The following is a 24,961-nucleotide window of genomic DNA, read 5'->3' as shown; positions in this document are numbered from 1 at the left end:
AGAATTGTGCAACCCTGCGCCATCTCACACTCCCCGGTTGCAGGCATCGCTGGTCTCGCTGAGATAGCGTCCGCATGTTTTCAAACCGCAAGACATTCCTCCACCTCGGCGCTCTGGCGCTGCTGGGCGTGACCGGTCTCCGGGCACAGGCTCCGGCTGCACCCGCACCGGCGGCTCCTACGCCTGCTGCTGAAACGGTGCCGGACCTGCCGGCGCTGCAGGCGGCCGCGCGCGCCGCGGAACAAAAGCTGCCCACACCAGCCGTGCTGCCGCAGACCTATTTTGATCTCACTCCCGTGCAGCGGGATCGCTGGCGGAAGTTTCTCCCGCAGACGCTGCTGAAACTCACCCGGCGTGAACGTGTGGAGATCGTCGTCCTGGGGGATGCGATCCTCGATGGCGCCAAGGCCGAGCCCGGCGTGGACCCGGTGCTGAAAAGCTTTGCCGGAGTGTTCGCCAAAAAGCTGGCCACTCAGTTTTACTACACAGGCGGCGTGCGTGTGATTCGCCCAGGCGCCAGACTGCGTGACAAGGAATCCAAGGTCATGGGGCCGGAGATTTTGATCCACCCGGTGCAAACCTCCAGCATCATTTCGGCAGCCTCGGCTCTGTCCACCGTGGGCTTTCAAGGCCAGCCGGATGTCGTGCTGGTGGCGCAGGGATTGGAAGACGGGCTGGCTGGCGTGTCTGCGGCGGACGTGACGGTGGCCTTTCGCAGTCTGCTGGACACCGCGCGCGGCAAACGTCTCGAAGTCATTGTTGCCGGACCCATTCCCCAGGCGGCAGATCCGGAGGAGGCCAGTCTGGCGCTCACGCGTGGACCCGCCAGCGTGCTGCGCGAAGCCAGTGCCAGGGCGGATGTCATTTTCTCAGACCTGGGCGATTTGTCGCGGCTGCTGGGAGCACCCGCGGGTGCCAAAGGGGCGGATCAAATCTTCCCGGCGCTGATGCAGGAGTATCAAAGCCTCCTGAATCTCCTCCCCTCCCAGGGCGTGATGACACCAACGGCCGGCATGCACGCGGAGATGGGCCGCATCTTGTTTCAGGACGTGATGCAGGGCGCTCCCGGAGTCCCGTGGAAGATCAACGCCTCCAAGGCCACGCTGGCGGGGCAGGGGCAGCTGACACTGGAGTTTGAACTGGCCAACACCCGGCGCGAACCCCTGGCTGTGACGCTGCTGCCGCTCGTGCCTGCCGGTTTCAAGCCCAAGGACACGAATCCCGAAATCGAGCTGGCTGCTGGCGCGAAGCAGCCGGTTAAGCTGAACTACGCCATCACCGACACCCGCCATCTGCCACTGACCGATGGCGAAATGCGCCTGCCTGTGCTCGTGATCGCAGGCAAACAATCGCGCATCGAGGACATCGCGGTGCCGCTGCGTCCTTTCAGCATCACTTGGAACGCCCGCGCGGCCTTCAATCAAGAAGCGGAGTTTTCGCCTGAACTCGAAATCGAAAACAGCACCGGCGCCAGTCTTTCGGCCTCGTGGGAGTCGAACTGGGGTGGGAAATCTCAGGAAGGCAAAATCGCTTTGGAGGCCGACGGTTCGGAGGTTCTCAAGCTGGCCCTGCCATTGCCAGCCGAGGGGCGTTCGCCCATGCGCCGTGTGCTGCCGCTCAAGCTGGCGTTGAACTCCAATGGCGTGAGACAGATTTTCGACCGCGACATTGAAATCACCCGCAACATGGGCCTCAAAGAATCGGTGCCCCTCACCGCGACAGACCGCCAGGAGAGCGCCGTGACGCTGCGGGCGGATGCAGACAGCATGAAGCTCTTCCTCACCCTCGATCTGACGGGTGTCAGCCTCGTGGATGACTCTTCCGGCAAGGCGTTTGAACTGCTGCTGAACCTCGACGCCCGCAGCTATGGCGAAAGACAAACTCCCGGTGCCACAGCGGCACTGCGCATCACCGGCAAAGCGGCTGATGGTGAGGCATTGGTGGATCCGATCGCGCCCTGGGCCTTTGGCAGCGGCTACGCGGCGGTGTTCGAGCCGAAAGAAATCCAGGCGTCACTCAGCAGTGCCGCAGGCGGTGGCCGCAGGCTCACCATCACACTGCCGAAAAGCTATCTCTACCGCCACGAATGGGCGCTGGGAAATGGCAACAGCCAGCTGGGCCTGAACGTTCGCTTCCAGGGTGGTGGGCGTGACTATTTTCTCACCCGCACCAGGCGGCAGGGGGATGATGCAGAAAGTCTGAGCGTCTTGGAACTGACCGACAAACCCACGCAGCGCTGGACAGTGCGCGTGGATTAGAAGAAAACAAACATGGCTGAAGAACGAGCGAGTAAAAAATTGTGGGACCGTGCAGCGTGGAAAGACGCTGGCTTTTTCCTGACCTACCTGCGTCCTCATTACAACGTCTTCATCCCCGCGCTCATCGCGCTGGCGATCACGGGCGGCATGACGATCATTTTTATCAAGGAGCTGGCCGCCGTGGCCGGGCGGGGGATCGGGGGTGCCCATGGACCTGAGTGGATGGCTGAACTGAATCACAGTGTGTGGTTTCTGGTGGCTATTGTGGGGGCGCAGGCGTTCATCGCGTTCTTTCGCATCCTGCTCTTTGCCAAGGCATCCGAGCGTGCGCTGGCCGCCCTGCGGCTCGACACCTTCAGCCGCATCATCCGTCTGCCCATGGCCACGCTGAACCAGCGCCGTGTCGGCGAACTCGCTTCCCGCCTTGCCAACGATGTCGAGGCCATGCGCGAAACACTGGTAGTCACCATCCCCATGCTGATCCGTCATACCGTGATGCTCTCTCTCTGCATGGTTCTCATTTTGAACATGTCGGTCAAGCTGTCGCTGTTCATGGTGGGCACCATCCCCGTGGTGATCGTGATGATCGCCATCTTTGGCTCGCGCATTCGCAAGCTGACCAAACGCGCCCAGGACAACCTTGCCGCCTCGCAGGTCGTGGTGGATGAGAGCCTGCAAAGCATCGTCAGCGTGAAAGCCTTCCGCAATGAGGCCTACGAACTCGCCCGGTATGACAAAAACCTCAGCGAATACCTCCGCACCGTGCTGCGTGCGGCGGTCCCCCGCGCCTCGTTCATCGCCTTCATCATCTTCGCCTTCAGTGTCGCCCTGATCCTCGTCACCTGGTTCGCCATGCGCATGCTGAATGACGGCGGCATCGGCAAGGAGGAGCTGACTCAGTTCGCCGGCCTTAGCGGCATGATCGCAGCCTCCTTCGTTCAGTTTCCTGAGCTTATCACCCAGCTCCAGCGTTCACTCGGCGCCACCGAGCGCGTGCGTGAAATCCTGCGTGATCAAACCGAACCGGACGACACCGCCGGTGCCTCCAAGCTGCGCTTCAAGGGCGAGATCGACATGCGCGATGTCAGCTTTGCCTATCCCACACGCCCAGATGCCGTCGTTCTGCGTGATTTCAATCTGCAGGCCAGGGCCGGCCAGCGCATCGCGCTTGTGGGCGCCAGCGGTTCCGGCAAATCCACCAGCGTCTCGCTGTTGTTCCGCTTCTACGATCCGACCACCGGAGAAATCCGCATCGACGGCCAGCCGATTCGCGACATGTCGCTCACCACGCTCCGCCGCAATCTCGCCCTCGTGCCCCAGGAGGTGCTCCTGTTCGGCGGCAGCATCAAAGAAAACATCGCCTACGGCAAGCCTGAGGCCACAGAGGAGGAGATTATCAGCGCCGCGAAAAAAGCCAACGCACACGATTTCATTGTGGGGCTCACGGAAGGCTATCAGACCCTCGTTGGAGATCGTGGCACCCAGCTTTCCGGTGGTCAGCGCCAGCGCATCGCCATCGCCCGCGCCATTCTCGCAGATCCGGCCATCCTCGTTCTGGACGAAGCCACCAGCAGCCTTGATGCCGAAAGCGAACGCCTCGTGCAGGATGCCCTCGACAAGCTCATGGAAAACCGCACCAGCATCATCATCGCGCATCGCCTCAGCACCGTGCGCCGGTGTGATCAGATCCTCGTCATGTCCGGCGGCGCCATCCTCGAGCGCGGCACGCACGACGAACTCGTCGCCAAACCCGGCGGCCTCTACGGCTCCCTCGCCAAGCTTCAATTGGAATAGCCGCAATCGGTGGGCTGGCAGCCCAGCGCATGAATGCTCCAGCGCGGCGTGGACCGCACTCTCCGGGTGCGGCCGCTGGGCCTTCTGGGAGGCCTAGCTCCTAAACACCATCGCGGGCTCCAGCTTGCTCACGCGCCAGATCCCCAGCAGCGCCGCCAGCGTGCAGATGCCCAGCACCACGCCCAGCACGGCAAACGGCACAAACTCCGGCATGTAAAAAGGCGGCTGCTCATTCTTGAGCGCTCCCATCGCAAAGCCGGCGGTGAGGAACAAACCTATCCCGTAACCAATGATGCCAACAGTGAACGCCTGGGTGATCAGCATCAGACACAGTGTGCCGTTGGACGCCCCCATCGCCTTCAGTGCGCCGAGGTGTCGCATGTTCTCCAGTACAAACGAGTAAAACGTCTGGCAGCTCACCGCCATCCCCACCAGCAGGCCGATGATGACCGTGGTGCCAAACGAGATCGGGATGCCGGTGTTCTTCACATACCACCACACAGTCGAGACATTGAAGTTGTCTGTCTTCCCTCCGCCACGCTGCGCCCAGAACTCCCCAAAGTCCGCCTCTCGGTTCACGAAGGCCTTCAGCCCCGTCTCCCGCTGAATGTCCGCCACCGCCTGGTTCAGGCTCACGCCCTCGCGCGGCGCGCAGATCACCGCCTGCAGCATCTTGCGCTGCGCTGGCACATACTGCAGCGCCCGCTCATACGTCGTCCACACATACGGGCCGCCGGTGAAGGATGTCGCTGCATCTGCGATCCCCACCACTCGCGCTTCCTGGTCATTCAGCTCAAACACATCTCCCACCTTTACCTTTTGGCCTCGTTTGCTTGCCAGTCGCGTCACCCCCAGATCATCAATGATCACAGAGTGTGGAAGCCGCAGCTTCATCAGATCGCCTTCCAGCATCTTGGCCGGTGCACCCGCCAGCGTGTTCGCATCAATGCCGATAAGCTGGATCATTTTGAAATTCCCGTTTTCCAGCCGCACACGCTGGATGCCCGAATAGATCGGCGCAGCCCAGGCCACGCTGCTCACACTTCGGACACGCGCCACATCCGTGTCCAGCAGCGGGTTCGTCTCATTCACCTGCTCCACCTTTTCCTCCACCACCCAGATCGGTGCCGGGACGTTTTTCAGAGTCGACTTCGTCCAGCTCATCAGTCCGCAAAACACCGCTGTCTGCTGAGCCATCAAAAACGTCGCCACGGTCAGGCCTGCCACCAGCATCAGGTACTTCGCCGTGTCACCAAACAGCATTTTCAGGGCAAGGCGTAGCATGGGAGGTCAAATTATCAGGGGTTGATTCAAAGCAAAGTCACTCCCTCGGCTCGTGCCGCTGCGCACAAAGCATTGTCAGAGGAGAGCAATGGGCATTTGAGGCGCAATGTCAGTTCGAGGTATGATGCATCATACGAACTGAGTGTGTGTTTGGTCGCCAGTCGCTGGATCTCAGCAATGTGGGCTGTGGATTCCTCATTCACTCTTACGGGATAACCGTGAATGCAGGTGATTGCCTGGTCTCGCTCGTTCGCGTCCAGTTTTTTCCGTCGCTCACGCACCAGCAGAACATTGAGAGTTTCCAGCAGCCACAGCGGTGGCACACATATGGCATCACCATTGGCGATGCATTGCAGGAAAGCCTCTGCCACCTTCTCGTCGTGGCCGGGAAGCACCGTGCCCAGCGCTGCATTTGCATCCGCCACGAGAATCATCATGCGCGTCTTCCCGCCTCAAGATAATCTTGCGTCGTCCAATCATCATCGCTGTACTTTGCGGCCAGTTGTGCCTTGAGCCGTCGTGCCTGCTCGATTTTCTCCTGCACAGGCTGTTCGTTCGGGCATGCACGTTCCGGAGTGATGCGTGCCTGCACACGTCCTTCGTTGGTCAGACAGACCTGCTCTCCCTCCATCACCTTGCGCAGGTATGAGGCGGTGTTCAGCAGAAAGTCGGCAACGGATGCATTCACTGACACAATCATGCGGGAAAACCGCAGTATTTGCAACGCGCTTCTTGAGCTTAGCGCCCGCCGCCAAACAATCCGCCGAGTCCGCTGCTGATCACACTCGTCAGCACGCTTTGAATCTGGCTGCCGCTGGGATTGTTGTCATGGATGTGCCCCTGCGGCGTCAGTTTGTCGATGATCTGCGGCAGAAACTGCGTCAGCAGCGGCTGCACCGTATGCACATGCATGCCCACTTTGCCTGCCAGCGCCTGCAGGTTTTCTTCTCCCACTGCGGCCTTCATTTGATCGGCATTGATCGGCAGGTTCGTTCCCGTTCCCACCCACGAGGAAAAAATCTCACTCATGCCCGCTTTCTCAAACTGGGCCATCATGCCGTTCAGGCCGCCTGCTTCATTCAGCAGGCCGGAGAGCATCGCTGCGGGGTCCATTTTGGCAGAGCCGCCGAGCATGCTGCCCAGCGCGTTTTTGGCGAGTGAATCGAAAAGTCCCATAGGTGCGGCGAGTGTGGGGGAGGGGATGCCAAAGTCAAGGCCACTCCATGCGTCCTTTCTCCCCTCGGTCGTCTCCTGGCTTCCGGCCAATTTGCAATTCTCAGTTTTCAGTTCCCACTTTTCAATTCCTCATGCCCCCTCTTCACCACGTGCCAATGGAAGTGTAGCACACTTGACCTCCCACACCCACCCGCTACTCTCTCCGCCCCCAAACCCACGAAAAACTACCATGAGCCAAACCCACGAATTCCAGGCCGAAGTCAAACAAGTCCTCGATATCGTCATTCACAGCCTCTACACTGACCGCGAGATCTTCATTCGCGAGCTCGTGTCCAACGCGGCCGACGCGATGGAAAAGATGCGCCTCACCCAGCTCACGGAAAAAGAGGTCTTCGACCCCTCCGCCGCGCTGGAAGTCACCATCACCACCGATGAAGCCGCACGCACCCTCACCATCGCCGATCACGGCATTGGCATGACCCGTGCAGAACTCGTCGAAAACCTCGGCACCATCGCCCACTCCGGCTCCAAGGCCTTTGCCGCTGCTCTCAAGAACGCAGGCAAGCAAAACGACGCCTCCCTCATCGGCCAGTTCGGCGTCGGCTTCTACTCCGCCTTCATGGTGGCAGACAAAGTCGAGGTCCACACCCACTCCTGGCGCACCGAAGGCGAGCACCTCGTCTGGACCAGCGACGGCAGCACCAGCTACACCATTGATGAATCCACCGAAGAGGCACGCGGCTGCAAAATCGTGCTGCATCTCAAGGAAGACGCCGCCGAGTTCGCCACGAAGCATCGCGTGAAGCAGGTCCTGGAAAAATACTCCAACTTCGTCACCTTCCCGGTCATTCTCGACACCGAGCGCGTCAACACCGTCGAGGCCCTCTGGCTCAAGTCCAAGGACAGCATCACCGACGAGCAGTACACCGAGTTCTACCGCTTCGCCGCCCACGCCTTTGATGATCCCAGCTACCGCCTCCACTTCCAGGCCGAGTCCCCCATCGCCATCAATGCGCTGCTCTTCACCCCCACGCAGAACATGGAATCCTACGGCATGGGCCAGATGGAGCCCAATGTCGGCCTCTACTGCAAGAAGGTCCTCATCGATCCAAAACCCAAGAAGCTCCTCCCCGAGTGGATGCGCTTTGTCCGTGGCGTCATCGACAGCGAAGACCTCCCGCTGAACATTTCCCGCGAGTCCATGCAGGACAGCGCCCTCGTCCGCAAGCTCGGTGATGTCGTCGCCAAGCGCCTCCTCAAGCACCTCGACAAGGAAGCCGTCGAAGACCCCAAGAAGTACAACGAATTCTACGCCAACTTCAGCCGCTTCTTCAAGGAAGGCATCGCCACGGATCACACCAATCGCGATGCCATCGCCAAGCTGCTTCGCTTTGAATCCAGCATGACCGAGCCCGGCGAGACCGTCAGCCTCACCGAATACGTGAAGCGCATGAAGGAAGACCAGAAGGAGATCTACTACCAGGTCTCCACCTCCCGCAGCACCATCGAAAGCGGCCCCTACGTCGCCGCCTTCAAGGCCAAGGGCTTCGAAGTGCTCTACATGTTTGAGCACATCGACGAATACGTCATCTCCAGCCTCAGCAAGTTCGAAGACAAAGACCTCAAGTCCGTCAACGCCCCCGACATCGACATCGGCGAAACCACCGGCGAAGGCGAAGGCGAGGCCCTGGCTGAAGCTGACGCCACCTCCCTCTGCGACTGGATCAAAGAACGCCTCGCCACCCAGGTCGAAACCGTCCGCACCGGCAAGCGTCTCGTCGGCAGCCCCGCCCTCGTGCTCACCCCTGAAGGCGAGATGAGCCCGCAGATCCGCCAGATGATGAAGGCCATGGGCAAAGACGGCGACATGCCCGGCTCGAAGGTCATCTTCGAAATCAATCCGCGCCACCCGCTCGTCCGCAACCTCTCCGCCCTCCGCGCCAAAGATCCCGAAACCGCCGGCCTCATCTCCGAGCAGATTCTGGACAATGCCCTGCTCTCCGCCGGCCTGCTGGATGAGCCGCAGCGCATCATCGAGCGCACGCAGAAGCTGATGGAAAAGCTCTCCGCATAAGTGGACGGCTCAATCTTGTCATTGAGTTCACCGCTTCCGTAATTACCCTCAGAGGGCGTCGCAGTTGCGACGCCCTCTTTATATTATCATGAGCCTGCGAGCGTTAAAAGATCCCTGGCTTTGGCTTCGGTCCCTCTGGGATCATCGCACCGCCCTGCGCATGTCACGTGAGCAGCTTCAGGCACGTCAGTTGCAGAAGTTCAGGCGGCTGGCGGCTCATGCTCAGGCACATTCACCTTACTACCGCGCCATCATCCAGGAGCGGGGCATTGATGTTCGCACCTGCGTCCCCACCGATTTTCCGGTGCTGACCAAGCAGGACATTGCCCGGCATTTTGATGACATCGTTACAGATCGTCGTATCACACGTGCTCGAGTCGTGGATTTTTTGGCCCAGTCTTCGGACGGGGGAAATCTGTTTGATGGCAAATACCATGTCATGAACACCTCCGGGTCTTCCGGGCAGTTTGCCTGCCATGTCTTCTCACATGCGGCGTGGATTTCAGCCGCCAGCCTTGGGGTGAGAGTGGCACCTCTGCGTTTGCGGCAGCGCGTGGCTTATGTGGGCGTCGCCACGGGGCACTCCGGTGGCGTCAATCTTGCGCAGTCGGGCAATCAAGGAGCCAACAAGCTCTTTTACCAGATGCGCGCCTATGATGTGCTGCAGCCGATCCATGAGGTGATCGAAGATTTGAACGCCTTCCAGCCCCGGGTCGTCACTGGGTATGCCACCATGCTCAAGGAGCTGGCCGAGGCCCAGCTTCAGGGAAAACTCCGCATCCGGCCCTGGCGCGTGGCCAGTGGCGGCGAGCCCCTGCTGCCGGACGCGCGCGCGCTGATCGAGCGGGCCTTTCAGACCCAGGTCATGAACATCTATGCCTCCACCGAGCATCTTTACATGGGGCTCACGCTGCCGGGCAGTGACGGCATGCACCTGATGGAGGATGATCTGATCTTCGAACTCCATGCGGACCACACCTGCGTGACGAATCTCTTCAACGACACCATGCCGTTGATTCGTTACCGCATGAGCGATGTCTTGCTGCCTGACGAAAGGCCACGCAAAGACTCATACCCCTACACCAAGGTCCAGGGCCTGGTCGGGCGGCAGGAAAATGCGCTGGTCTTCATCAACGAAAATGGCCAGAGGGACTTCATTCATCCTTTTGTCATCCTTGATCTGGCGATTCCAGGGCTGAGCGCATGGCAGGTCATGCTGGAAAGTTTGTCCTCATTTCGGATTCGTGTCTGTCTTGAAGATGGCTGCACAGAGTCTCGCTGCCGCGAAGCTGTCGAGCAGGTCACACACCACTTTCAGCACATCTTGAAGGAAAAGCAGATGCAGAATGTCGTGTTTGAAATCGAGCGTGTCGATTCTCTGCCCATCGATCCCAAAACAGCCAAATTCCGCCTCGTACTCAAATCACCCAGCTATCAGGACCTGCCGAGCTAGAGGGGGGCGTGGCCTATCAATCCAGATCAGCCAAAGCGGTTCTCCCTCTCCCCGCCCCTGACACACGATGGCAAGAATATTTTCCTCGGGGGAGAGGGCAGGGGTGAGGGGCGACGATCACTCTTCGCCCGCATGCTGTGTCTTCATCCGCATCTCACTCCCAAGGGCGTCTTGGGCAATTGCCATCTCATCTCTGGGGGAGGGGACGAGCCGTAGGCCCGTGCGACGTCATGCACCTGCATGGTTATAGAAAAGAGCACGGATCAATCCCTGCCGTTCGCATCAAACCTCCGCTTGCACCTTCGCACCTGCCCGCCTTCATGCCCGCATGATCGCCTTCCTTCGCGGCCGCCTCGCCGAAGCCCTCCCTCACCGTGCCACCATCGACGTCAATGGCGTGGGCTACCTCGTCCTCATCCCCCTCACCACCTTCGACAAGCTCCCGCAGCCCGGTGAAGAAGTGCAGCTTCTCACCCACTACCACGTCACCGACCGCGACCACACCCTCTTCGGCTTCATCACCGCAGACGAGCGCGATCTCTTCCGCCTCCTCATGGACCGCGTCTCCGGCATTGGCCCCAAGATGGCCCTCAGCGTCCTCAGCGGCATGCCCGTCGCCGCCTTCAAGGATGCCGTCATCAGCGGAGATGTGAAATCCCTCTCCCGCATCAAAGGCGTCGGCGGCAAGACCGCCGAGCGCATCGTGCTCGAGCTCAAGGACAAAGTCGGCGTCGTCGATGCCTGGCAGGCCTCCCGCACCGCCAAAGGCGCTCACGATCCGAAGCAGGAGGCGCAGACCGACGCCGTGCTGGGACTCATCGCGCTGGGCTACAAGCAGAGCGAAGCCATCAAAGCCGTCAACGAACTGGCCAAACAGCCCGGCATGGACACTGCCGACAAACTCATCCGCGAAGCCCTCCGCAGCATGAACTAAAGTTCCCTTGTACCTGAGGAACAAGGAAGTTCTGTTTCAGAGGAGAGTGCACCTTGCGCAAGCCCCTGCCGTACATCGCTTTTGAACGCCAAGCTCTGACTTTATCAGTCAGGCAATCTTATCCAGAACAGAACGCTTGAACCATTCCGGGATCTGATCGGTTTTTAACTCCAGTCTCCGACCATCGGTGATCTCCGCCAGCCAGGTATGGCTGTGGTCGGCATTGTCCGTGGAATTGTCGAAAATGTAAGCACGGTTCGTGACGCGTATGGCGGACATCAACAGGTCAAGAGACCGGTGGTAGCGCGCTTCCACTCGTTCAGCGGGGACATCGTGGCCATGCAATTTGACACGGTTTTCCACACGGGAGATGTTGATGGCTGGGTCATCCGTAGCCACGTAATAGAGGTAAGTGCGGTAACCTGCTTCCTGAGCCTGTTGAAGCAGGCTGACCTTGCTTGGATGGGACATCACTGTCTCAAAGGTGAAATTTCGACGCGCTGCCAGCAGCTTCTGTCGCAGAAAATCCGCCAGCACAGAGGCAAAGTAGCTGCTGATCGTCGCCGGAGGAAAATAAAGTCGGTCTTCTGCAAAGCTCAAACTTCGTGCGGCTTCAGCAAGTTTCTGCTGAGTGAGCAGATTCGATTTGGTAAAAAGTGGCAGCACTTCGTCTTTCGTTGTGTGAACGTCGAAGGTTCGCATGTCCACATATCCGTGGACTTTGAGGGATGCCTCAATCTCATCCGGGTTTAGATAGACACCCAGCAGCGACTCAGGAAGATAGGATTTTAGCACGCTTTTACCTGACCCATTTGGCCCTGCAAACATGCGCAGCCTGGCCTTCTCCTGGCTCACTTGATCAGATAAATCGTGCCAGGTTTAACGCGAGTGGGGGGGGCGATTTGCTTGACCACCTCTTTGTGACCATCCGGGAAGACTCGATAGATAAAGCCTCCTTCAGACTGCAGCACACTCTGACCCGAAGCCAGCACACGTTCACGTGCAGCGGCGAAAGCCTGGCCGGATACCGCCGGAAACTGGCTTTCGAGCACCTGGATTTCTTGGTCAGACATGGTGGGAGAATACTGCGCCAGATGGGTATATCAACCACGTCCTTGCAGTGCCCCTCCTCGCCCCTACTTCAAGCTCTTGATGTACAAAATCAGGCTCTCAATCTGCCCTTCATTGAGGATGCCGTTGTAGATCGGCATCCCCGTATCAAACTTCTCAAAGCCCTTCACGACCTTCGCGCTCGGATTCGTGATCGACTCACGCAGATAGACCTCATCCGCCTTGAACTTGCCCTTCTGCCCTTTGGCGATCTCACGCTCGCTGCCATACAGCCCCTTCCAGCTCGGCCCCACCTTGCCCACCAGCGTCCCATCCGTGCTATGGCAGGCCATGCAGCCAAACATCTGATACAGGCGCTCACCTTCTTCGGCAGTCGCCTTCACCGTCGCCACTGCAGCCGCTTTGCGCGGTGTGAGGTCCACCTTCAGATTCTCATCAAACCCTTCCTTCTTCGCATCAAACGGCATGAGCTCCCACGGTGAAAAATACGCCGTGTTCTCCGCCTTCAGTCCATCCGCACTTTTGAGCCCCCAGCCGATGCGCATCTGGTGCACCCCGGCCTTCATGTCTGGAAAGCCCACCAGCACACTCATCCCGTCCTTGCTCAGGTAGGCGCTGCTCGCCGTCATCCATTCCTGACCGCTGCTGCCATCCAGCTTCAGATGGGGCGATCCATAGTCAAAGGTGCGCCTGTAGTTCCAGCGTTCAGCGTTGAAGCTGTCCGGATCAGTCGCCAGCTTCGGATCCAGCTTCGCATTGAACTTCAGCAGCAGCCCCTTGTCCGTCGGCGTCACCTCCTTGATCAGCACCCGCGGCTTGTCCGTGTAGCGCAAACGCGCCAGCCCGCTGATCTTCTTCACCACCGTGCCCCACACCTGGAAACCCACCACGTAGAGCTGCCCGTCTGCCGGATTCACCACCGCATTCAGCGTCGGGAAATCAAAGTTGCGGTTAAAGCTCACCACCGCCGCCTGCGGCTTTTCAAAGTGCGAATTCATCAGCACCCGGAACAGCTCCGGCCGGTTGTAGCCGATGTGGATCAGTTCATCATTCACCGGCCCCATCTTCGCCCCGTAGAGCCACGTCTGCGTCACCCCGCTCGGATTCACCGGATGCGGCAGCCACGTCAGCGGCTCCGTGATCGTCTCCGGATACTTCTCCTTCGGCGCGATCGTCGGCAGATGCCCGTAGAAGTGATGATCCGAAATGATGTGCAGCGGCGTGGACGGCACGTAGTTGCCCTGCTGATCGCTCGCCGTCACAAGCCCCGTCTTCGGATTCACCCCGACGAACGGCTGCCGCAGCCCATACCCGATCACCTCCATCGACTTCCCATCCGCCGCGATCTTGATCACCGTCCCGTTGTGCTTCCCATAAGTCGTCCCTTCCTGCCCACCCTTGGAAATATACAGCTCCCCCTTCGGCCCGAGCTTCATCGAATTCGGAAACTCCCTCGTCTCCGCCGTCTGCGCGAACAGATTGCAGAACATCTCATACCGGTCGCACTCCTTGTCGTTGTTGGCGTCCACCAGCTTCCAGATCCCATTGCGATCAAAGACAAGAATGTCACTGCCGCGCACCACGATGCTCATCGGCTCATGCAGCCCGCTGGCAAACCTCTTCCAAGTCACCTTCTCCAAATCCCCCTTCAACCCCGAGATCAGCCACACATCCCCATCAAACGTCACCCCCGCCGCATCCCCCTGGTCATTCAAAAACGCCACATCCGCCAGCCTCACATTCCGCTTCCACGGATTCTCAAGGGGCAGGGGAATTTCGTCGATGACGTAGGCGTCGGGCTTGGGGGAGAGAGCAGCGGTGGTGGTGAGGGTTTGGGGCCAGGAGTCAATGGGGGGCTTTTCTTTGAATAGGCTTTCCTTTTTCGAGAGGCTTCCCAAAACCCAAGCGCTTTGGGGGGACGGGCAGATCATCTCGATAACCTCTGGTTTTTCGCCAGGCTTGATCATCAGTGTTCGGGGCTCATCATCCGCTGTGCTTCTCCGAGTCAGGGAGCCGTTTCTTGTGCCAGTCTCATCATCCATACCAAGCTGCCGCTGGTATTCCTTGAGCTTGTCTGGAGACAAAGATTTGACCCAGCGTTCATGCGCTCCTCCATCGTAACTTGTAATGTAGGTCAGTGTTGAACTTCTGGGCCCGATAGTGATCCGGCGAATGACAGCAGGTGGGTTATGTTGATTAACCGGTGGCTTAGAACTGAGCAGCTCACGAATGCTCACGCCGAACACTTCGTAAACCAGTTCGTATCCTTCTGCGGTTCGTTCTACGCTGAGAAAGCGGCCTGTTTTGGGTGGAAGCGGCCCTCTCCCCACCTCCTCCGGACTCGGCGTCGGCTCACGCGGATCAGTTAAGCTCGGCTTCTCCCCCACCTGCCAGCCCGGATAAATCCCATTCGCCAGCCACACCTTGCCAATCGGTTTCGGCAGAAAATCCTGCCCGTCCTTCGTCTTCTGCCCGGCCACATGGTAGGACCCCGGCGCCAGCGCCTCCGCGCTCACCGGCGGCTTCCCAGCCTCGCCTTCCCAGATGCACGCGATCCGCAGCAGATCCGTGTCAAAGCACGCCCACAGATTATTCCCCAGATTCAAAACAATCCCACGCGGCGTCAGATTGTCCTTCGGAAAACCTTCTCCCACCTCCCGTGCATCCAGCACGCTGCTGAAAAACGGAAAATCCTTCTCCACAAAATCACCCCACGGCGAAGGCGCAGCAGGCTTGTCCGCAGCAAGCGAGCAGGTGACAAGAGACAGGAAGGCGAGGAACGAGCAAAACTTCATGGGAAACACACAACAGGCGCCGCGCGCCCGATCTGTCAATCATGTACGCCTTGCTGAAAGTACGATGAGCATTGCCTCACTGCGTTCGCCCTGCGGGCAGCCTGCGGCTGGCTATCTGCGCTGCGCTCCGGTTCCTGCCTGTCGGTCAGCGCGACCGCAGCCTCCGTCGCCTGCGCTGAGCCTCAAACCAATCGAAGACAGTGCCAGCAAAGTAGCCCAGTTGCGCCGCAACTGGATCTCTTCGCCACCACGCTCCGCCTACTCAATCCTCACCGCCGCACACACCATCTCCAGCACGCGGTTCAGTGAAGCCGCACCGCTGCCCTCCATGAACGCATTCCCCGGAATCGGCTGCCAGTTGTCCCGGTCATGCTTCTGCTCCGGCTGCGGGATCCGCGTCAGCGTCGGGTCATACTGCCCGTCCTTGCCCCCCAGCTTGTAAATCACCAGATCCAGCGACGGCACCACATACAGGCAAAAACCACCCGCGCCCGATTTCCAAAACGCATCCTTCGGCGCCCCCGCCACGTGACCATCCGCATTGTGTTCAAACTGCAGCGAGAACGGCGTGTGCGGATTGTACGGGCTCCACGTCTGGCACTTCTTGATGTAATCCGCCGGCACAAGCTGCTGATCCTTCCACTTGCCACCATGCGCCAGGCAGTAGCCCATGCGCACCGCATCCGTGGCATGCAGCGCCGTGCTGCCCGCGCCATTCGCATGCGGCATCACGTAGTCGCCACGGTGCAGGCAGTAGTCCCACGCGCCCCAGCCCTGCGGCTTCGCCAGCCGCGTATCAATGTAATCCTTCAGCTCCATGCCCGTCACATGCCGCAGCACGATGCTCGCAATGTGCGGGGAAGGGGAGGAATACGAATACCCGGCCCCCGGATTCGTCCACAGCGGCACATTCAGCGATGACTTGTCCAGATCCTTGATGTTCTGCCCCGGCACCGGCTTCAGCTGCCGCGCTTTCGGATCACCTTTGACATAACCCGTCGGCGTCTGCCCTTCACCCCAGTAGCCGCCCGTCATGCACAGCAGCTGCCCCAGCGTGATCTCCGCCTTGCGCGGATCATTCAGCGGAAAAGCCTCCGGCAGATACTTCTCAGTAAACACCTTGGTGTCCAGCCCCTCCGGGATCTTGTCTTTGAACTCATTCAGCATGATCCCGCAGGCGATGCTGCAAAACGCCTTTCCCGTGGACGCCATGTCCGGATTGCTGTTGCGGCTGGCACGGCCAAAGTATTTCTCAAACACCAGATACCCCTTGTGCACCACCACCAGCCCTCCGTTTCCCGTCGAGCGCTCTGTCATCACATACGCAGGCTCCAGCTTCACCAGATCCATGCCCCCCAGCTCGCGGCATTCCTTCTCCCCCTTCGCCTCACGCCAGCCACCCTCACTGTCGGGCGGCGGGAAATAAACATCAGCAGCGTGCAGCGAAGCAGTGATGAAAGCGAGGGCGGTCAGAAGTCGAAGGCTCATGGTTCATCACCATGAAATGCTCTGCCGCATCTGGCCAGCCCCATTTTGCCCCGGCTCAAAAACTCCTGCGCACACCGATCAAAATGCCCAGCGCATTCAGTCCCGGATTCGGATTCGTCTGCCCTCCGTTGGACATGTGCTGAAACATCGCACTCGCATTCACAGACCAGTCTTGAGTCAGCGTGTGCGAGATACCGAGCTGGCTGTACCAGTTCAAAGTAAAGTCCTGACCCTGGCCGCCGGGCGCACTCTGCGCATCGATCCAGCCCACCCCGCCACCTGCGGAGCCAAAGATGTTCCAAGTCGCGCTAGGGTTCCACCATTCGATCACCCCACCTCCCGAAAGCCCGAGGTAGCGGTTCTCAGATCCCGTCTCGATGTAATTCGCCATCGCGGAAAATTTCTGCCGCACCACCAGCGCGGAGCCATTGCGAAAATGCATTCCAAACCACTCCGGCGTGCGCCAGGAAACGATGAAGGGAATGATGCGGTAATTAAAAGTCGTGTCTCCACCGACTTTCCACAGCATGCCCGTCTCAAATTCAATGGCACCTTTGTCCCAGGGCTTCAGCTCCACAGGTGCTACGGGGGACTTGGAGAAGCCCGTTGTAGAGACCACCAGCGCGCAGACAATGCAGGAAAGAAGACGAATCATGCTCCAGCGATAGCTCATCCCGGCACATTTTCCAGTGAGGAGTTATTTGCCACTGCCCCGTCGCGCTTCATATCTAGCGCCCCATGCCCGCCCATCCTGCCTACGATCTCCTCTCCCTCGGTGAAGTCATGCTGCGCCTCGATCCCGGTGAGGGACGCGTGCGCACCTCACGCCAGTTCACCGCCTGGGAGGGCGGCGGCGAATACAATGTGGCCCGCGGTGCCCGCCGCTGCTTCGGCCTCCGCTCCGGCATCCTCACCGCCTTTGCCGACAACGAAATCGGCCGCCTCATCGAGGACCTCATCCTCCAGGGTGGCGTGGACTCCTCCCTCATCAAGTGGGTGCCCTATGACGGCATGGGCAAGCGCGTCCGCAATCCCATCAACTTCACCGAGCGCGGTTTCGGCGTGCGCGGGGCCAAAGGCAGCGTCGATCGCGGCCACAGCGCCGCCTCGCAGCTCAAGCCCGGCGACTTCGATTTCGATTACCTCTTCGGCACCCTCGGCTGCAAGTGGCTCCACACCGGCGGCATCTTCGCCGGCCTCTCCGAATCCACCGCCGAGATCACCATCCAGGCCTGCGAGGCCGCCAAAAAACACGGCGTCACCGTCAGCTACGATCTCAACTACCGCCCCTCATTGTGGCAGGAGCGCGGCGGCTTCGCCGGTTCGCAGGCGCTGAACCGCCAGCTTGCCCCCTACGTCAATGTCATGATCGGCGTCCTAAGCGACGAGCCGCCCGTCTCCTCCTCCACGCCCACGGACCCCTCCGACATCTTCGCCGCCGAAGACGCCAAGCTCCGTCCCATGATGTTAAAGCTCGCCTCGCAGTACCCCAATCTGCACACCATCGCCGCCACCCTGCGCCGTGTGCACACCGCCAGCGTCAATGACTGGGGCGCTCTCTGCTGGCACAAAGGCAGCTTCCATCGCAGCCGTAACTACCCCCGCTTCGACATCCTCGACCGCATCGGCGCGGGCGACAGCTTCGTGGCCGGCCTCATCCACGGACTCCTCGTGGAAAACGATGCGCAGAAAGCCGTCGACTACGGTGCCGCCCACGGCGCCCTCGCCATGACCACCCCCGGAGACACCAGCATGGCCACCTTCCCCGAAGTCCAAAAACTCGCCGAAGGCGGCGACGCCAAAGTGCAGCGCTGATGAACCACGGCTCCGCCTCCGGCCAATTTGAAATTCTCAGTTTTCAGTTCTCAGTTTACAATCTTCCCAGCCGCCGATTGCGCGCTTGAGGCCAGACTAACCTGAGTGCCAGTCATGCTTGGAGCATTCGGATTTCATTCGTCATTTTCGCCCCTTGCCTCTTCCCTCCATCGTTCCCTATTCCTCGCCCCAGCTCCTTCCCTGAATGGCCTCCACTTCCTTCACTCCTCCCCACGTTTACGAGCAGCCCTTTCCGGCCTTCGACATCAACGCCATCGAAACCCCTGCCTACGTGGTGGACGTCGCGCTGCTGCGGAAGAACATGGAAAAACTCGCCCATGTGCAGAGTGAATCCGGTGCCCGCGTGCTCCTCGCGCTCAAAGGCTTCTCCATGTTCAGCGTGTTCCCCATCATGCGGGAATACCTCAGTGGCTGCTGCGCCAGCGGCCTGAATGAAGCGCTGCTCGCCCAGGAGTTCGGCAAGGAAGTCCACGTCTATTCCCCCGCCTTCAAACCGCAGGAGATGCAGCAGATCATCCCCATCTCGCATCACCTCAGCTTCAATTCCCTCGCTCAGTTCCGGAAGTTCAAGCCCATGCTGGATGCCGCCAAAGCCGCTACCGGCCACGCGCCCAGCCCCGGCATCCGCGTGAACCCGGAGCACTCCGAAGTCGAAGTCTCTCTCTACGATCCCTGCTCCCCCGGCTGCCGCCTCGGCATTCGCTCGGACCTCCTCGAAGACGAAGACCTCACCGGCATCGAAGGTCTCCACTTCCACGCCCTCTGCGAACAGGACAGCGATGTCCTCGAGCGTACTGTTGCCGCCGTCGAAAAACGCTTCCCCCGCCTGCTCAAACAGGTGCAGTGGGTCAACATGGGCGGCGGCCACCACATCACCCGCAAAGACTACGATGTGGACCTTCTCATCCGCGTCCTCCGCACCTTCCGCGAGAAGTGGGGCAAGGACGTTTACATCGAGCCCGGCGAAGCCGCCGGCCTGAACACCGGCTACCTCATCGCCGAAGTGCAGGACATCATCGAGGCTCCCACCCCCACCGCCATCCTCGACATCTCCGCCACGGCCCACATGCCGGACACCCTGGAGATGCCCTACCGCCCCCACATCTTCGGTGCCGGCCTCCCCGGAGAGCACCCTTACGAGTACAAAATGGGCGGCACCTCCTGCCTCGCCGGAGACGTCCTCAGCGGCTTCTCCTTCCCCGAGCCCCTCCGCATTGGCCAGCGCCTCGTCTTCGCAGACATGGCACATTATACCATGGTGAAAACCACCACCTTCAACGGCGTCCCCCATCCCGACATCGCCATCTACGACCCCGCCACAAAGGAATACCGCGTCGTGCGCCGCTTCGGCTACCCCGACTTCCGCAACAAGCTCTCCTAAGTGATGCGGGCACTCCTGCCCGCAAAGCGAGCGTCTCATGACATTCATCGTTCCATGAGACAGCTCCGTTTGTTCTTTTTCGGAGTCCCTCTTCGCACTCCTTTCCGCTTTACACCAACCCCGAAAGGACTGCGTATTCAAGCTCAGGGTCAGCCGAGCCTTGGCGAGTTGACCCTGGGTATGGCAGCATAAGATTGGGAAGCAAATCGGGTGCCACGCCACATCCGGCGGCCAGCAGCAGTGTTTGTAAAAAAATGCTGCATCATGTTGTCTAGGCCATCGCGTGATTCTCCATTCGACCCGGCTTCTTGGGGAGAGGAACTGACCTTTGTTCAACTGCGTGTGGTCCCCTCCCGTCACAAAAGCACCAAGTTTGGCCTCAATCGTGTCTGCATCACGGCCCCTCACTCCGTAATGATACGCTCACTCTCGCCGTAATCACCCCATGCGCATCCTTCCCCTCCTTTCCATGCTGTCGGTCTGTTCCTTCAGCCTTCTCTCCGCCATCGAACCCGTCAAAGCGAAGATCAACCTCCTCGACGTCATCAAATCCGGCAACGTCGATTACCACGTCAATCCCAAGGCCGATTTCCATGATGCCCCCAAGGACATCTGGACTTTCGACAAAGACGGCACCTTCCACATCAGCGGTCGCGGCTACGGCTACGTCGCCACCAAGGAAAACTTCCGCGACTACCACCTCGTGCTCGAATTCAAATGGGGCACCAAAACCTGGGGCAAGCGTGAAAAAGCCGCCAAGGACAACGGCATCCTCCTCCACGCCTACGGTCCTCACGGCGCCTATGGTGACACCTGGATGGCCAGCATCGAGGCCCAGATCATCGAAGGCGGCGTGGGCGACATCCTCGTCCTCTCCCCCAAGCTCGCCGACGGCACCGAGCTGACCACCTCCCTCTCCGCCGAGTACGCGCTCGACCGCGACAAAGAAAAAATCTGGAAGAAAGGCGAGCCCCGTCAGACCGTGACCAAGGGCCGCATCAACTGGAAGAACCGTGATGAAGACTGGGCGGACAAAGTCGGCTACCGTGGCAGAAACGAGGTTGAGTTGCCCTCCGGCGAATGGAACCGCCTCGAAGTCATCGCCAAGGGCGACACGCTCCAGTACTTCGTCAATGGCACGATGGTGAACGAAGCCTTCGACTGCAAACCTGCCGAAGGCAAAATCCTCCTTCAGACCGAAGGCGCGGAAATGTTCGTGCGCCGTTACGAACTGTATCCTCTCGGCGCATCCTGTGCAGACACGCCGTAATGATATGCCCACCCCCGCCGTATTCCACTCCATGCGTCTTCTCCCATTCCTGTCCGTGCTTGCCACGTGCTTCGCTGGCCACCTGTCTGCCGTCGAACCTGTCAAAGCGAAGCTTGATCTGCTCGGCGTCATCAAAGCCGGCAACGTCGACTATCATGTGAATCCGAAGGCGGACTTCCACGATGCCCCCAAGGACATCTGGACCTTCGACAAAGACGGCACCTTCCGCATCAGCGGCCGTGGCTATGGTTATGTCGCCACCAAGGACAGTTTTCGTGACTACCATCTGGTCCTTGAATTCAAATGGGGCGCCAAGACCTGGGGCAAGCGCGAGAAGGCCGCCAAGGACAACGGCATCCTGCTTCACGCCTATGGCCCGCATGGCGCTTTCGCAGACACCTGGATGGCCAGCATCGAGGCCCAGATCATCGAAGGCGGCGTGGGTGACATCCTCGTGCTCTCACCCAAGCTTGCCGACGGCACCGTGCTGACGACCTCCCTCTCCGCCGAGTTCGCACTCGACCGTGACAAGGAAAAGATCTGGAAGAAGGGCGAGCCCCGTCAGACCGTGACGTCGGGCCGCATCAACTGGAAACACCGTGACGTTGACTGGGCGGACAAAGTCGGCTTCCGTGGCCGCGAAGATGTCGAGTCACCCTCCGGCGAGTGGAACCGCCTCGAAGTCATCGCCAAAGGCGATACGCTGCAATACTTCGTCAACGGCGCGATGGTCAATGAAGCCTTCGACTGCAAGCCCGCCGAAGGCAAAATCCTCCTCCAGACTGAAGGCGCGGAAATGCTCGTGCGCCGCTATGAATTGTATCCCCTCGGCGAGTTCAAAGAAAAGTGGAGCGCCATCCAGGCCAGCGGCGGCAGCGACATCGGTGCCGTGCGCGACGGTCAGTCCAAAGCCCTCTCTCCCGAAGAATCCCGCAAGCGCATTCAGCTCGACGGTGACTATGAAGTCCAGCTCGTCGCCGCCGAACCTCTCGTGCTCGACCCCGTCGAATGCACCTGGGATGCCAAGGGCCGCATGTATGTCGCAGACATGCGCGACTACCCCTTGGGCCCGCCCAACCCCGGCGATCCCTGGCTCTCCCGCATCCAGCTTCTCACCGATGAAGATGGCGATGGCCGCATGGACAAGGCCGTCACCTTTGCCGATCACATGGACAACGTGCAGGGCCTCCTCCCCTACAATGGCGGCCTCATCGCCACCACCCGCTCCCAGATCCTCTTCCTCAAAGACACCGATGGCGATGGCAAGGCCGACGAGATCAAATCCCTCATCAAAGGCTTCAATCCCAAGCACGCCCAGCTTCAGGTCAGCGCTCCCCGCTGGGGCCTGGATGGCTGTGTGCATTTCAACAACGGCCTTGATGCCCGCGAAATCTATCCCGCCGACAAACCCGCCGATGTCGTGAACATCCCCGGCAGCAATTTCAAGTGGGACCCGAAGACGGACAAGATCACCCCCACCGGCGGCAAAGGCCAGTACGGCGGCGCGTTCGATGACTACGGCCACCACTTCTACTGCTCGAATCGCAATCCCCTCATGTTCACCGTCATGCCTTGGGAGGCCATGCAGCGCAATCCACGCGCCGGCATCACGCAGAACTTCGAAGACATCGCCCCCTTCGGCGCCGACACCCGCGTCTTCCCCCTGCAGATCACCCACACCACCGCAGACGCGCACGCCGGCACCAACACCGCCTGCTCCGGCCTCGGTGTCTATCGTGGCCAGCTCATGCCCGAGCTCAAAAACAACGTCTTCGTCCCGGATCCCACCGGCCAGCTCGTCACCCGCTACAAGATCACACCGAACGGCGCTTCCCTCAAAGCCACCCGTGTTGGCGATCGCACGGAGTTCTTCCGCAGCAGCGACGAATGGTCCCGCCCTGTGAACTTCACCACCGGCCCCGACGGTGCCATCTACATCTGCGACATCTACCGCCGCTGGATCGACCACGCCCGCTTCTTCCCCGAGGAGTTCGTCAAAACCCACGACATGCGCCAGGGCGAAAACGAAGGCCGCATCTGGCGCGTGGTTCCGAAGGGTACGAAAAAACTCGTCACCAAGACCCCCGGCAAATACCACGACATTCCTGAAGTCGGCTGGGGCGATGTCCCGCCTGAGCACGCCGAGCGCATCGCCTTCCTCAAAGCTCAGACCATCACCGATGCCAAGGAACTGAGCGCTCTCATCGCAAAGTATCCCGAAGACCCATGGATGGCCAAAATGGTCGCCTCCTCCGCCAGCAAGCAGATGGGCCGCATCCTCAGCTCCCTGGGCGATGACTTCTTCAAAACCTTTTCCGAAATCCGCAGCACCACGATCCGCACCTTCACCCTGGGTGCCATCGCCGATGCTGAGGCCGCAGACGTGACCGCTCTGCTTTCCCTTCTGCAAAAAGAGCCCGGCAAACTCCTCTGGTGGAAACCCGCTTTGCTGCAAGGCCTCGCCAAGCTTCCCAAAGGCCACGAAGACGCCGCCAAGGAAATCGCCACCCTGCAGTCCGAGATCGACGAAATCATCGCCGACAACAAAGCGCCGCTCGATCAGCGCCTCGCCGTCATGCCCCTGCTTGGCCAGCGCAAGTGGGATGCCGTGCAGCCTGTCGTGAAGACCCTCCTCACCACCAGCCAGCCTCCGGAGCTGTCATTGGCCGCACTCGCTCTGCTGCGCAAATACCCCGCCACCACCACCGCTCCGCTCATCTATGAGCTCCTGCCGAAAGCCGGCCCTGCATTGAAGCGCGATCTCGTCCCCGTCCTCACCGCCAACGCCACCACCGCACTCGCTCTGTTCAAGCGCATGGAGACCGGCGAATTCCCCACCGCCTGGGTCGATGTCGAAACCCGCTGGCGCTACCAGCGCGGCACCGGCGAAATGCCCGAGCTCGCCAAGAAACTCTTCGGTGAAGCCAGCAGCGACCGCGCGAAAGTCGTGCAGGACTACATGGTCGCCACCACCATGAAAGGGAACGCCAAAAAAGGCCAGCAGGTCTTCGCCACCATCTGCATCACCTGCCACAAGCACGGCAGCATCGGTGTCGATGTCGGCCCACCGCTCTCCGACGTCAAAGTGAAGCCCCCGGAAGGCCTGCTCTCAGACATCCTCGATCCCAACCGCATGTTCGAGGCCCGCTGGAGCGCCTACACCGTCGAAACCAAAGATGGCCGCACCCTCTCCGGCCTCATCCAAAGCGAAACCGGCGACGCCATCGTCCTCGCCATGATGGGCGGCGCCAAGGAAACCATCGCCCGCAGCTCCATCAAGGAAATGAAATCCCTCGACCACACCCTCATGCCCGTCGGCCTCGAAGCCGCCATCACCAAAGACCAGATGGCCGACCTCCTCGCCTTCCTCCTCGGCAAGTAAGTGATGCAGGCACTCCTGCCTGCAACTAAGCGCTCTCACCCCGCCCAGGACCTCCAGACCACCCCACGCCCAGCCGTCCCAGCGCGGCGTGGTCCGCACTCTCCGAGAAAGTGATGCAGGCACTCCTGCCTGCAAGTAAGCGCTCTCACCCCGCCCAGAACTCCCAGACCACCCCACGCCCAGGAGAAAGTGATGCAGGCACTCCTGCCTGCAAGTAGCGCTCTCACCCCGCCCAAGACCCCCAGACCACCCCACGCCCTGCCGCTCCATAGTGACGTGCTCCGCACTCTCCGAGTGCGGTCTGGAGTCCTGAAACCGCATTAGGAAAGTCCGATCCACGCCACACTGTGAACTTATGGCGACTTGCATAATAGACTGGCTTCCGTTGCTTTGAAGGCCAACGGCCTTCCGTCTTTCAGCCCAGGGGTGCCGAGCTTTAGCGAGTGCTCCCCTGGGTTCCGGCAGCCAATCCGGGAAGCAAACCCATCGCCTTCTTCGCGCGCCGCGCCCTCCAGCAGCGTCTCCCTGCCATTACGCTACGCGGAGCCTGGGTCTTCGCCACACTCCATTCGTGTCAGTCTATTGCGCAAGCCTCAATGGTTCACAGCATCGTCAAAGCGTGCGCTTTATACCATGCGCAATGAAAACGGGTCTGCATGCGCGGCGCGCACAGCAGGGCTGGTAGGGCCCCGCTGCGTCGGGGCCGAAGTTTCGGGTCTGCAGCGTCTGGGGCGCTGAAAAAGGTGCGCCGTCCTTGGAATGTCG

The 24,961-nt window shown here is 60.1% G+C and carries 18 protein-coding genes; 9 read left to right on the top strand and 9 right to left on the bottom strand.

Annotation, left to right across the window (positions count from 1 at the left end; translation table 11 throughout):
- The first annotated feature begins 74 nt into the window (after positions 1-74).
- Together ACILSL_RS15100 and ACILSL_RS15095 are read left to right on the top strand one after the other, a co-directional pair.
- Positions 75-2,258: a hypothetical protein gene (locus ACILSL_RS15100; RefSeq protein WP_395732878.1), complete on the top strand. Its 2,184-nt coding sequence runs from the start codon at positions 75-77 to the stop codon at positions 2,256-2,258.
- Between the two features lie 12 nt (positions 2,259-2,270).
- On the top strand, positions 2,271-4,052 hold the full coding sequence (locus ACILSL_RS15095; protein ID WP_395732877.1) for an ABC transporter ATP-binding protein: 1,782 nt from the start codon (positions 2,271-2,273) through the stop codon (positions 4,050-4,052).
- Positions 4,053-4,145: 93 nt separating this feature from the next.
- Here ACILSL_RS15095 and ACILSL_RS15090 read toward each other — a convergent pair whose 3' ends face one another.
- Genes ACILSL_RS15090 through ACILSL_RS15075 form a run of 4 tightly spaced genes read right to left on the bottom strand, consistent with a single transcriptional unit; the run spans position 4,146 to position 6,512 of the window.
- On the bottom strand, positions 4,146-5,336 hold the full coding sequence (locus ACILSL_RS15090; RefSeq protein ID WP_395732876.1) for an ABC transporter permease: 1,191 nt from the start codon (positions 5,334-5,336) through the stop codon (positions 4,146-4,148).
- 26 nt (positions 5,337-5,362) lie between these two features.
- The gene (locus ACILSL_RS15085; RefSeq protein WP_395732875.1) at positions 5,363-5,773 is read right to left on the bottom strand and encodes a type II toxin-antitoxin system VapC family toxin; all 411 of its coding nucleotides are present in this window, start codon (positions 5,771-5,773) and stop codon (positions 5,363-5,365) included.
- Entirely contained in the window at positions 5,770-6,024 is a 255-nt protein-coding gene (locus ACILSL_RS15080) for a hypothetical protein (RefSeq protein ID WP_395732874.1), read from the bottom strand. The genes ACILSL_RS15085 and ACILSL_RS15080 overlap by 4 nt, the downstream gene beginning before the upstream one ends.
- Positions 6,025-6,074: 50 nt before the next feature.
- On the bottom strand, positions 6,075-6,512 hold the full coding sequence (locus tag ACILSL_RS15075; protein WP_395732873.1) for a YidB family protein: 438 nt from the start codon (positions 6,510-6,512) through the stop codon (positions 6,075-6,077).
- Positions 6,513-6,741: 229 nt separating this feature from the next.
- Between ACILSL_RS15075 and htpG the strand changes: the two genes are divergently transcribed.
- From htpG to ruvA, 3 genes are all read left to right on the top strand, one after another.
- Positions 6,742-8,586, top strand: a complete 1,845-nt coding sequence (gene htpG, locus ACILSL_RS15070; protein WP_395732872.1) for a molecular chaperone HtpG — start codon at positions 6,742-6,744, stop codon at positions 8,584-8,586.
- A 160-nt stretch (positions 8,587-8,746) separates the two neighbouring features.
- Positions 8,747-10,039, top strand: coding sequence for a phenylacetate--CoA ligase family protein (locus ACILSL_RS15065; protein ID WP_395732871.1), 1,293 nt, complete (start codon positions 8,747-8,749; stop codon positions 10,037-10,039).
- 328 nt (positions 10,040-10,367) lie between these two features.
- The gene (gene ruvA / locus ACILSL_RS15060; RefSeq protein ID WP_395732870.1) at positions 10,368-10,973 is read left to right on the top strand and encodes a Holliday junction branch migration protein RuvA; all 606 of its coding nucleotides are present in this window, start codon (positions 10,368-10,370) and stop codon (positions 10,971-10,973) included.
- A 108-nt stretch (positions 10,974-11,081) separates the two neighbouring features.
- Here ruvA and ACILSL_RS15055 read toward each other — a convergent pair whose 3' ends face one another.
- From ACILSL_RS15055 to ACILSL_RS15035, 5 genes are all read right to left on the bottom strand, one after another.
- On the bottom strand, positions 11,082-11,828 hold the full coding sequence (locus ACILSL_RS15055; RefSeq protein WP_395732869.1) for a zeta toxin family protein: 747 nt from the start codon (positions 11,826-11,828) through the stop codon (positions 11,082-11,084).
- Positions 11,825-12,046, bottom strand: a complete 222-nt coding sequence (locus tag ACILSL_RS15050; protein WP_395732868.1) for a hypothetical protein — start codon at positions 12,044-12,046, stop codon at positions 11,825-11,827. Before ACILSL_RS15050 ends, ACILSL_RS15055 begins: the two co-directional genes overlap by 4 nt.
- A gap of 63 nt (positions 12,047-12,109) precedes the next feature.
- The gene (locus tag ACILSL_RS15045) at positions 12,110-14,839 is read right to left on the bottom strand and encodes a DUF6797 domain-containing protein (protein ID WP_395732867.1); all 2,730 of its coding nucleotides are present in this window, start codon (positions 14,837-14,839) and stop codon (positions 12,110-12,112) included.
- Between the two features lie 258 nt (positions 14,840-15,097).
- Entirely contained in the window at positions 15,098-16,327 is a 1,230-nt protein-coding gene (locus ACILSL_RS15040) for a serine hydrolase domain-containing protein (RefSeq protein ID WP_395732866.1), read from the bottom strand.
- A gap of 55 nt (positions 16,328-16,382) precedes the next feature.
- A complete protein-coding gene (locus ACILSL_RS15035) occupies positions 16,383-16,982 on the bottom strand; it encodes an acyloxyacyl hydrolase (protein WP_395732865.1) in 600 nt (199 codons plus the stop codon).
- Between the two features lie 83 nt (positions 16,983-17,065).
- On the opposite strand from ACILSL_RS15035, the gene ACILSL_RS15030 reads away from it, so the two are divergent.
- The 4 genes from ACILSL_RS15030 to ACILSL_RS15015 all read left to right on the top strand — a co-directional run bounded on the left by ACILSL_RS15030 (position 17,066) and on the right by ACILSL_RS15015 (position 24,196).
- Positions 17,066-18,142: a sugar kinase gene (locus ACILSL_RS15030; protein ID WP_395732864.1), complete on the top strand. Its 1,077-nt coding sequence runs from the start codon at positions 17,066-17,068 to the stop codon at positions 18,140-18,142.
- A gap of 205 nt (positions 18,143-18,347) precedes the next feature.
- Positions 18,348-19,544, top strand: coding sequence for a carboxynorspermidine decarboxylase (gene nspC / locus ACILSL_RS15025; protein ID WP_395732863.1), 1,197 nt, complete (start codon positions 18,348-18,350; stop codon positions 19,542-19,544).
- A 445-nt stretch (positions 19,545-19,989) separates the two neighbouring features.
- Positions 19,990-20,814 carry a DUF1080 domain-containing protein gene (locus ACILSL_RS15020; RefSeq protein ID WP_395732862.1) on the top strand — a complete coding sequence of 275 codons (825 nt, stop codon included), beginning with the start codon at positions 19,990-19,992 and terminating at the stop codon, positions 20,812-20,814.
- A gap of 31 nt (positions 20,815-20,845) precedes the next feature.
- On the top strand, positions 20,846-24,196 hold the full coding sequence (locus ACILSL_RS15015) for a PVC-type heme-binding CxxCH protein (protein ID WP_395732861.1): 3,351 nt from the start codon (positions 20,846-20,848) through the stop codon (positions 24,194-24,196).
- Positions 24,197-24,961: the final 765 nt, after the last annotated feature.

It is taken from the genome of Prosthecobacter sp., assembly GCF_044222345.1.
GTDB lineage: Bacteria > Verrucomicrobiota > Verrucomicrobiia > Verrucomicrobiales > Verrucomicrobiaceae > Prosthecobacter.
The sequence above is the reverse complement of the archived record's forward strand: the minus strand, read 5'-3'. Positions and strand labels throughout refer to the sequence as shown.